The sequence below is a fragment of the Siminovitchia fortis genome, from assembly GCF_003605365.2.
Lineage (GTDB): Bacteria > Bacillota > Bacilli > Bacillales > Bacillaceae_C > Siminovitchia > Siminovitchia fortis.
Genome location: NZ_QYTU02000010.1, coordinates 79,347 through 89,879, shown reverse-complemented (window position 1 = coordinate 89,879; position 10,533 = coordinate 79,347). Strand labels below are relative to the sequence as shown.

Genomic DNA, 10,533 nt, shown 5'->3' with positions numbered 1-10,533 from the left:
ACCCGTTCACACGGGTGGTTTTGATTTTGCTTTGAAGAGTTGCTAAAACAAAATTGTATATACAGTTTTTTTTCTTATCCAGAGAGGTTGAGGGATTGGCCCTGTGACGCCTCAGCAACCACCGTGTCAAAACGGAAAGGTGCTAAATCCAACAAGTTGCTTGCAACTTGAAAGATGAGAAGAAACCTAGTGATTTATTGGGTCTTCTTCTTGTGGGAAGGCCCTTTTTGTTTGTAGAGGATGTTCAAAAAGCACCAAATGATAAGCGTCGAATCTCTTCGTTGGCTTGTTTCTCCGCTGCTCACGTATATAATGCATACGTTCCGCTGCTCGAAACTACGCCGCCTCGATATTCTTGCTTCTAATTTGGCACTTTTTGAACACGTACTTGTAAAAAGGCCTTCCAATCATGAAAGGAAGGAGAATGAAAATGTCGTCTGTACCATTAAAGAAAGAAACACTGCTTGCCCAAGTCGGGAATGACAGAGATGAACCGAATGGTGCGATTAGTACGCCAATCTATTTATCAGCGCCCTACCGGCATCATGAGATTGGATTGTTGAAGGGCTACGATTACATCCGCACAAGTAACCCGACGCGTGAGGTATTGGAAAACGCCATCGCCAAATTGGAAAAGGGCGATCGGGGTTTTGCCTGCAGTTCCGGAATGAGTGCGGTGCAATTGGCATTTTCCTTATTTAAATCAGGAGACCATATTGTCGCTTCAAGGGATTTGTACGGTGGGTCTTACCGGTTGTTTGAATGGCTTTCCCAGCAGTATCAATTGGAATTTTCGTATTGGGATCCGGAAGAAAATGAGGTGGAAGGGCTGATTCGGAAAAACACAAAAGGCCTGTTCATTGAAACGCCCACCAATCCATTGATGACTGAAACAGATTTGAAACTTGCTGCGGAGACGGCTAAAAAATACGGATTGTTGCTCATCGTGGATAATACGTTTTATACGCCTCTCCTTCAAAGGCCCATCGAATTGGGGGCCGATGTAGTCATACACAGCGCGACCAAATATTTGGGCGGACATAATGATCTGCTCGCCGGATTAGTAGTATCAGCTAACCCGGAGCAGAGCGACCGGCTGTTTGATTTCCATAATTCCTGCGGAGCAGTTTTGCCGCCATTTGATTGTTGGCTCTTAATCAGAGGTATGAAAACATTGGCTTTGCGCATGGAGCGGCATGAGAAGAATGCGAAGGAAATTTATTCATTTCTGTCCGGGCACCCACTGGTGGATCAGGTGTATTATCCGCGAAAAGGCGGCATGGTCAGCTTTGAAATCGCAAGGGAAGCATGGGTTGCGCCATTTCTGAAAGCTTTAAAGCTATTCACCTTTGCGGAGAGTCTGGGAGGGGTTGAAAGCTTAATCACATACCCGGCCACCCAAACTCATGCCGATGTACCAGAAGAAACAAGAACAAGCTATGGACTCAGCAATCGCCTTCTGCGCGTATCCGTAGGCATCGAGCATGCGGATGATCTGATTGAGGATTTGGCACAGGCCTTCAATCAATTGAAGGAGCCGGCACCGGGAATAAAAGGGCAGGGAGGTGCTGAAGCTGAGCCTGTTAGATAGTTTGAAAGGGCGGATCTTAATTGGCGACGGGGCCACAGGAACGCTGCTTTATTCATACGGAGTGGACCGCTGCTTTGAGGAGTTGAATCTGACACATCCCAATGAAGTTATATATACCCACAAAGAATATATCAAGGCCGGGGCGGATCTTATCCAAACAAACACCTACGGCGCCAATTATATCAAGCTTTCAAGATATGGATTGGAAGAACGGGTGAAAGAGATTAACAGCGCAGCTGTAAGAATCGCCAGGAAAGCAGCTGGCAAAGAAACCTATGTTGTCGGATCGATCGGCGGAATCCACGGGGCGAGGTTCCATAATGAATTGGAAGAAGAGATTAAGAGAAGCTTCAGGGAACAGCTTTATTGTCTGCTTCTTGAAGGCGTGGATGGCCTGCTGCTCGAGACCTATTATGACCTGGATGAATTGACCACCGTTTTGAAAATTGCCCGTGAAGTGACGGACCTGCCGATTATCACCAATGTTTCGATGCATGAACCCGGCGTTTTGGAAAATGGGGTGCTGCTGTCAGAAGCTTTTGCCCGCCTTGAGGATTTGGGAGCAGATGTCGTAGGCGTAAATTGCCGATTGGGCCCTTATCATGTGTTAAAGGCGCTGGAGACCACACCGATTCCTGAGAAAGCTTTTTTATCTGCGTATCCGAACTCCAGCCTTCCCGAATACCGGGATGGAAGATTGTTGTATAAATCGGAGCCGGATTATTTTAAAAAGTTTGCGCGTTTCTTCCGCAATGAGGGCGTACGGTTAATGGGCGGCTGCTGCGGAACCACGCCGGAACATATCAAAGCCCTGAAGGAAGGAATCAAGGGACTGGAACCCATTACGGAAAAGAAGGTAAAAAGTGAGCCCAGGATTGAGCTAAGCGAAACAAAACATGATGAATGTACCATATTTGAAAAGGTGAAGACAAAGCGTTCAATCATTGTAGAACTGGATACACCGAAACATCTGGACACGAAAATTTTTTTTGAAGGGGCCAAAGCGTTGAAAGAGGCCGGGGTCGATGCACTGACGGTCGCCGATAATTCATTGGCTTCCCCAAGAATATGCAATAAGACGATGGCTTCGCTTGTCAAAAGGGAACTAGGGTTGCCCTCGCTCGTCCATATTACATGCAGGGACCGTAACCTAATCGGCTTGCAATCCCACTTAATGGGCCTACACACATTGGGCATCCGGGATATTTTAGCCATTACCGGCGATCCGACGAAGATTGGCGATTTTCCTGGTGCTACATCGGTTTTTGATGTTACTTCATTTGATTTGATCAAACTGATTAAGCAGTTTAACGAAGGAATTTCCTTCTCGGGAAAATCTCTTAAGCAAAAAGGGAATTTCCGTGTAGCGGCAGCTTTTAACCCTAATGTTCATAATATTGGGAAATCAACAGAGCGCTTGGAGAAGAAAATTCAATATGGGGCGGATTATGTGCTGACGCAACCTGTCTTCAGCCGAGAGAAAATCATAGAAGTTTGGGAAGCGACCAAACATTTAGAAGTACCTATCTATATCGGAATTATGCCGCTTGTCTCCTCAAGAAATGCGGAGTTCTTGCATAACGAAGTACCCGGAATCAAGTTGACGGAGGAGACGCGAAGACGGATGAATGATGCGAAAAGTCCGGAAAAGGAAATTCAAGAAGGCTTGTCAATCGCAAGGGAATTAATCGATACAGCCATTCAATATTTTAATGGGATTTACTTAATAACGCCATTTTTTCGCTATGAAATAACGGTAGAGTTAACCAAATACATTCAACAAAAGACAAAGGAATTGGAAACAGCCGAAGGTGTGTCGTTTGCTTTATCTTAAAATGTACGAAAAATAAGGAGGAAGAAACATGTCTAACGTATTGAGTTCAAATGTGGGATATCCGAGAATTGGCGGAAATCGTGAATGGAAAAAAGAGTTGGAAAAGTTTTGGGATGGAAAAATCACAGAAGAGGAGCTGCTGAATAACACAAAAGCCATTCGTTTGGAAGGTTTGAAAAAGCAAAAAGAAAAAGGGATTGATTTGATTCCGGTCGGAGATTTTTCACTGTATGACCATGTCCTGGATACGTCCGTTTTATTTGATGTCATTCCAAAAAGATTCCAGGAGAACGCTGACAGCAGGACACCGTTGGAAACTTATTTTGCCATCGCCAGGGGAACAAAAGATGCAGTAGCTTCGGAAATGACCAAATGGTTCAATACAAACTACCATTATATTGTTCCGGAATTCAACGAATCCAAGCCAGCATTGAAAGAAAACCGCCCGCTCTTCTTTTATAAGGAAACGAAGGAGGAATTGGGGATTGAAGGAAAGCCTGTTATTCTAGGGCCTATCACCTTTATCAAGCTTGGAAAAGGGTATGAGGAGAAGGAGTTTCCTGAATTAGTCAGTGAATTCCGGCCTTTATATATTCAGTTATTGCAGGAATTGAAGGAAGCCGGGGTTACGTGGGTACAGTTGGATGAGCCGATTTTTTCCACCTCATTGTCGGAAACAGACCTTCAGCAGGCGAAACAAATATATGAAGCTATTTCTGAGGAAGTTCCGGGAATCAATGTCATTATTCAAACGTATTTTGAAACGGTTGATGCGTATGAAGAGATTGTCAATTTGCCGGCAGCAGCGATCGGGCTGGATTTTGTCCATGGGAATTCCCTCGAGTTGCTTCAGAAGTATGGATTCCCTAAAGATAAATACTTGGCAGCGGGGGTCATCGATGGAAGAAATGTATGGCGTCATGATTTGAATGAGAAACTGGGCTTATTGGAAAGCATCAGCCGATTTGTTGATAAGAAAAACATCATTGTCCAGCCATCCTGCTCCTTGCTGCATGTGCCCGTGACAAAAGAAGGCGAAACGGCACTGGATCCGGTTATCAAGAATGCACTTTCTTTTGCAGATGAAAAATTAGCTGAAACAGCTCTCCTTAAAAGAGGATTGGAATCCGAAAAAGAAAGCATCAAGAAGGAAATTGAAGAAAGTATCACGGCTATCAGAACACTGAATGACTCCAAGTACAGAAAGCCAACTAAAGGAACAGTGAAGATAAACGAACTGAAAGCCGACCGAGGATTGCCGTTCAATGAGCGGATTGTTTCGCAAAAAGAAAAGCTTCAGCTCCCTCTATTGCCTACAACAACAATCGGAAGCTTGCCGCAGACACCTGAAGTAAGGAAACAGCGGTTGAAATGGAGAAAAGGGGAAATCACGAATCAGGAGTATGACCAATATATCAAAAGCGAGATTGAAAAATGGATCGCTATCCAGGAAGAAATTGGGCTCGATGTGTTAGTCCATGGAGAGTTCGAACGGACGGACATGGTTGAGTATTTTGGAGAGAAACTGAACGGATTCTTGGTCACAAAATTCGGATGGGTCCAATCCTATGGATCCAGATGCGTAAAGCCGCCAATCATTTTCGGAGATGTGTCATTTGATCAGCCGATGACAGTCAAAGAAAGTGTGTACGCCCAATCGCTGACGGACAAAAGGGTAAAAGGGATGCTGACAGGACCGGTTACCATTTTAAATTGGTCCTTTGTCAGGGATGACATTTCTCGTTTCGATGTGTTGGATCAAATTGCCGCGGCGCTTCGCAGCGAAATCGAAGAGCTTGAAAAAAATGGAATCAACATTATCCAGGTCGATGAGCCGGCATTAAGAGAAGGCCTTCCACTCAAAGAAGATAAATGGAAGGAATATTTGGATCGAGCTGTGCATGCATTCAGACTGGCAACAGCATCGGTGGAAAACAGTACGCAAATCCACACGCATATGTGCTACTCGGATTTTGAAGATATTTTTGAAGCCATCCGCGCACTGGATGCCGATGTGATTTCGATTGAAACGTCAAGAAGTCACGGGGAACTTATTTCAGCATTTGAGGAAAATACGTACGACAAAGAAATCGGACTTGGCGTATATGATATTCACAGCCCTAGGGTTCCAAGCACAGAAGAAATCAAGGACAATGTAACCAGGGCGCTCAAAACAATCCCGGCCAACCAGTTCTGGATCAATCCGGACTGCGGGTTGAAAACAAGAAAAGAGGAAGAGACCATTGCGGCTCTGAAAAACATGGTGGAAGCTGCGAAAGAAGTAAGGGAAGCCCAATTGGCGGCTCAAACGAAATAATAAAATAAAAGAAACGGCTTTGGCCCCGCAACCAGGGCTGAGGCTGTTTCTCCCCATTATTCTCAGACAAAAGCGCTTCACTGCAGTCTTTTTTGATTAAAACCAATAAAACCAATTGGTTTAAAAATAAATTCAGAAAAATGGTTGACTTTCCAATTTTTATCATGTAATATAGACCAAAATCTTATAAATGATTCTTATCCGAAAGAGTTTGATGGAATGCCCGAGAACCTTCGGCAATAGGGCACTGTGCCAGTACAAAAAGCGAAAGCTTAATTGATGGAAGAGAGCTTTTTCTTTAAAATTAAATAACCATGCTGATTAGATAACTAAAGGCATCTTTCCGATCGCAATTGTTTTTTTGCGGTCTGAGAGGTGTTTTTTTATTCGCTGTTTGGCCCTTTCAGGAGGTGACGTTTATCAATTGGGAAATGATCATTGTATTGCTGCTGATCGTGATGATGCTGATCGCCCTGCTCTTGGAACTTGCAAGGCCGGAATTGATTATTTTCTTAGTATTGGTGACTCTGTTGCTCTTGGGAATTATTACACCAGAACAGGCGCTAAGCGGGTTTTCCAATGAAGGCATGATCACGATCGCCCTACTGTTTATAGTGGCCGGTGCTGTACAAAAAAGCGGGCTGATTGACGATGTTATGGAAAGGTGGCTTGAGAAGAGCAAGACCGAGCAGGAGTCGAAATTGCGTTTCTTTATACCGATCGCCGGGTTGTCAGCTTTTCTCAATAACACGCCTATTGTCGTAACTTTTACGCCTATTATAAAGAATTGGTGTGAAAAGCGCGGGATAGCACCTTCCAAGTTTTTAATCCCTTTATCATATGTAACCATTCTGGGCGGAACGATTACACTGATGGGAACCTCAACGAATATAGTCGTACATGGGATGCTGTTGGAATACGGCTTTGAGGGCTTTTCACTGTTTACTATAACCGTTGTGGGAATACCAGTAACGATTGCCGGGATGCTGTACCTTTTCACAATCGGAGATAAGCTGCTGCCGGATCATAAAGGTTTCAGTCAGCGTGTGAAGGAGGATGCCAAAGAATATATTGCTGAGTTGCGTGTGAAGGAAACCTTCCCATATGTAAACCAAAGTGTAAAAAAATCCGGGTTGGGCAATCTGAATGGTTTGTATTTAATTGAAATTATCAGGAGGAATGAACGGGTTTCCCCTGTTCGGAATTCGACCATTATCCAAGCTGGGGACCGATTGGTTTTTACGGGACAAATATCAACGATGGCTGAACTGCAAAGCACTATGGGGCTGACACTGGAAACCGGCACAAATCTGGAGCTTGATGATCTTAAGAATGGATCTATATATTTAGTGGAGGCTGTAGTGTCCCATCATTCTTCTTTATTATCAAAATCCGTCAAGCAAACACAATTTCGGTCCCGTTATGATGCCGGTGTCATTGCAGTCCATAGGAAAAATGAAAAAATACAGAGCAAGGTTGGCGACATTATTTTAAAACCCGGTGATGCCCTTTTATTATTGGCCGGGGAAGATTTTATTAAAAAGTATAAGCGGTCCAACGACTTCTATGTTGTTTCCCGTTTGGAACCACCGAAATTGTTAACTAAAAACAAATTCCAAGGTTTATGTTCCATAGGTATCTTACTTGCGATGATCATTTTAGTATCCTTCGGCTTATTGTCAATGTTGAAAGCTATGGCATTGGCAGTGATCATATTGCTCGTATCAAGAATGATATCCGCGGAAGAAATCATGAGCAATGTACAATTCCATGTGCTTCTGATCATTGCGTGTTCTCTGGGGATCGGCACCGCCATGACAAAGACGGGGCTTGCCGAGTGGACAGCAAAAGGCTTAATGGCCATTTCCGCCCCAATTGGAGTGGTTGCGGTATTAACCATTATGTACCTGCTGACAAGTGTGTTTACCGAATTATTAACGAATAGTGCGGCGGCGGCAATCATGCTGCCAATCGGCCTGGAACTCTCAAGTTCCCTGCAGCTGGATCCAACCGGTTTCGCGGTACTGGTTGCAATTGCTGCATCTGCAAGCTTTATTACCCCAATCGGCTACCAGACAAATTTGATTGTCTATGGGCCGGGCGGATACAGATTTATAGATTATATAAAAATAGGAACACCCTTGAGTTTCATTGTGATGATTACTTCAGTTACAGTTATTTATTTTGTATGGTTTTAGGAGGCTGTGAGATGACAAAAGCTACTAATCTAATATGGCATGAATCTGAAGTTTCAAAATCGGACCGGCGCGAATTAAAGCGGCATAAAAGTGCGATTCTTTGGTTTACGGGATTATCAGGCTCGGGAAAGTCAACCATATCATCTGCCCTGGAAAAAGAATTGTATATCCATGGAATTCACACATACAGATTGGATGGAGATAACATTCGGCAGGGTTTAAACAAGGACTTGGGATTCAGTCCGGAAGATCGGACGGAAAATATCCGAAGAATCGGTGAAGTGTCAAAATTGATGGTGGATGCCGGGTTGTTTGCATTAACTGCTTTTATTTCCCCGTATCAGGGCGACCGCACGCTTGTCCGGGAACTCGTGGAACCGGATGAATTTATAGAAATTTACGTGAAAGCCAGTGTGGAAACCTGTGAAGAACGTGACCCGAAAGGATTATACAAAAAAGCGCGGGCGGGTGAAATTAAAGGTTTTACAGGGATAGATGCACCATATGAAGAACCGGCCCATCCAGAGATAACAATAGATACAAATGTATTAAATGTAGAAGAAGCGGTTGAAGCAATAGTAGACTATCTGAAGGAAAACCACTACCTATAATGTCAAAGGAAAATTGGATAAGTGTATCATAAAAACCGAGTTAATTCATAGGGATAATTATATTAGAGATGGGCAGAGGTGTAATACGATTGAAAATTACTTATGAATCATGGTCAGACCCCAGTACCGATTTTATTGTTGATGATGAATATAAAGGTGCACTGAATTTATTGGGCTGGGCTTTTGAAATGTATGGTGAGGAGCTTGTATATGCCTGCAGCTTTGGTATAGAGGGTATAGTCCTGATCGATTTAATATCCAAAGTCAAACCGAACGCAAAGGTTGTGTTTCTAGATACCGGGCTGCATTTCCAAGAAACATATGACTTGATTGCTTCGGTGAGAAAAAAATATCCATTATTAAAGGTTGAAATGAAAAAGCCGGAAATCTCGTTGAAAGAACAAGCGGAAAAATATGGTGAAAAACTATGGGAGACTAAGCCCGACCGATGCTGCCAGATTAGAAAGGTACTACCGCTGCAAGAAATATTATCACAGGCAACAGCATGGATTTCCGGTTTGAGGCGGGAGCAGTCGCCGACAAGACAAAGCACAAACTTCATTAATAAAGATGAAAATTTCTGCTCCGTAAAAGTCTGCCCCCTAATTCATTGGACTTGGAACGACATATGGAATTATGTTGAGAAAAATCAGCTGCAGTACAACCCGCTGCATGACCAAGGCTACCCAAGCATTGGATGCCAACCTTGTACATTGCCGGGGGATATGTTGACAGGTTCGAGAGCTGGACGCTGGGCGGATAAAGAAAAAACAGAGTGTGGATTGCATCAGGCCAAAAATCAATAACTAAGGAGGAATATAAGATGGGATTAAGTCAACCGCACGGAGGCACGTTAATTAATCGCTGGAATCCACATTATGATTTTGAAGCTATTACAAAAGAAATCGAGTTGGATGAGACATCTTTAAGCGATTTGGAGCTGATAGGTACAGGTGCATACAGCCCGTTAACAGGTTTTTTAACTGAAGAAGATTATTATTCCGTCCTGGAAAATATGAGGTTGTCTACGGGTGAGCCATGGACCATTCCAATCACTTTGCCGGTTACGGAAACAAAGGCAAGCACACTTTCTACAGGGGATACAGTGAAATTGGTAAAGGATCAATTGGTATATGGTGTATTGGAAATCTTGGATATCTTCACACCAAACAAAGAAAAGGAGGCAGAACTTGTCTATCAAACAAATGATTTAGAGCATCCTGGGGTGAAGAAACTATTTGAGCGGCCAAATGTCTATGTTAGCGGAAAGATTACCCTGATCCGCCGTACACCGCCAAGCCAATATTCGGCCTATATATTTGATCCAATTGAGACCCGGGAACAATTCAAGGCATTGGGCTGGAATACAGTTGTCGGTTTTCAAACGAGAAACCCTGTGCATCGGGCGCACGAGTATATTCAAAAATCCGCATTGGAAATCGTGGATGGCCTGTTTTTGAATCCATTGGTCGGGGAAACAAAGCAGGATGATATTCCGGCAGATGTAAGGTTGAAAAGCTATGAAGTTCTATTAGAGAAGTATTATTCGCAGGATCATGTATTTTTAGGTGTTTTCACAGCGGCTATGAGATATGCGGGTCCACGGGAGGCTGTTTTTCACGCGATGGTGAGAAAGAACTTCGGCTGCACCCATTTTATTGTGGGGCGGGATCATGCCGGAGTGGGAAATTATTACGGGACCTATGATGCGCAAAAGATTTTCAGCAATTTTACTCCAGAGGAACTTGGCATCACTTTATTGTTCTTTGAACATAGTTTCTATTGCAATCAATGCAAAAGCATGGCAACTCCGAAGACTTGCCCGCATGACCCTGAATATCATGAAATCTTATCAGGTACAAAGGTAAGGGAAAAGCTCAGGAATGGTGAACCATTGCCGGAAACATTCAGCCGTCCTGAAGTTGTTGAGGTATTGATTGCCGGATTGCAAAAAGAAGTAAACGTATAACCTTACATGAAGG

The 10,533-nt window shown here is 43.6% G+C and carries 7 protein-coding genes and 1 riboswitch; all 7 genes read left to right on the top strand.

What is annotated here, in order from left to right; all coding sequences use genetic code 11:
* Positions 1-71: 71 nt before the first annotated feature.
* Positions 72-181, top strand: a riboswitch (SAM riboswitch).
* Between the two features lie 249 nt (positions 182-430).
* The 7 genes from D4N35_RS06730 (at position 431) to sat (ending at position 10,520) form a co-directional block, all read left to right on the top strand.
* Positions 431-1,591, top strand: a complete 1,161-nt coding sequence (locus tag D4N35_RS06730) for an aminotransferase class I/II-fold pyridoxal phosphate-dependent enzyme (RefSeq protein WP_120071738.1) — start codon at positions 431-433, stop codon at positions 1,589-1,591.
* Positions 1,575-3,425, top strand: coding sequence for a bifunctional homocysteine S-methyltransferase/methylenetetrahydrofolate reductase (locus D4N35_RS06725; protein ID WP_120071748.1), 1,851 nt, complete (start codon positions 1,575-1,577; stop codon positions 3,423-3,425). Before D4N35_RS06730 ends, D4N35_RS06725 begins: the two co-directional genes overlap by 17 nt.
* A 28-nt stretch (positions 3,426-3,453) precedes the next feature.
* Positions 3,454-5,742, top strand: a complete 2,289-nt coding sequence (gene metE / locus D4N35_RS06720) for a 5-methyltetrahydropteroyltriglutamate--homocysteine S-methyltransferase (RefSeq protein WP_120071736.1) — start codon at positions 3,454-3,456, stop codon at positions 5,740-5,742.
* A 431-nt stretch (positions 5,743-6,173) separates the two neighbouring features.
* Positions 6,174-7,940 (top strand): SLC13 family permease, encoded by a 1,767-nt coding sequence (locus D4N35_RS06715; RefSeq protein ID WP_120071734.1) that lies wholly within the window; start codon positions 6,174-6,176, stop codon positions 7,938-7,940.
* An 11-nt stretch (positions 7,941-7,951) separates the two neighbouring features.
* Positions 7,952-8,551 carry an adenylyl-sulfate kinase gene (cysC, locus tag D4N35_RS06710; RefSeq protein ID WP_120071732.1) on the top strand — a complete coding sequence of 200 codons (600 nt, stop codon included), beginning with the start codon at positions 7,952-7,954 and terminating at the stop codon, positions 8,549-8,551.
* 89 nt (positions 8,552-8,640) lie between these two features.
* The gene (locus tag D4N35_RS06705) at positions 8,641-9,357 is read left to right on the top strand and encodes a phosphoadenylyl-sulfate reductase (protein WP_235870314.1); all 717 of its coding nucleotides are present in this window, start codon (positions 8,641-8,643) and stop codon (positions 9,355-9,357) included.
* A 17-nt stretch (positions 9,358-9,374) separates the two neighbouring features.
* Entirely contained in the window at positions 9,375-10,520 is a 1,146-nt protein-coding gene (gene sat / locus D4N35_RS06700) for a sulfate adenylyltransferase (protein ID WP_120071728.1), read from the top strand.
* Positions 10,521-10,533: the final 13 nt, after the last annotated feature.

Excerpts from the sequence above, each read along its gene's own strand:
- cysC (WP_120071732.1), top strand. The coding sequence starts at position 7,952 with ATGACAAAAGCTACTAATCTAATATGGCATGAATCTGAAGTTTCAAAA.
- D4N35_RS06715 (WP_120071734.1), top strand. The coding sequence starts at position 6,174 with ATGATCATTGTATTGCTGCTGATCGTGATGATGCTGATCGCCCTGCTC.
- sat (WP_120071728.1), top strand. The coding sequence starts at position 9,375 with ATGGGATTAAGTCAACCGCACGGAGGCACGTTAATTAATCGCTGGAAT.
- D4N35_RS06730 (WP_120071738.1), top strand. The coding sequence starts at position 431 with ATGTCGTCTGTACCATTAAAGAAAGAAACACTGCTTGCCCAAGTCGGG.
- metE (WP_120071736.1), top strand. The coding sequence starts at position 3,454 with ATGTCTAACGTATTGAGTTCAAATGTGGGATATCCGAGAATTGGCGGA.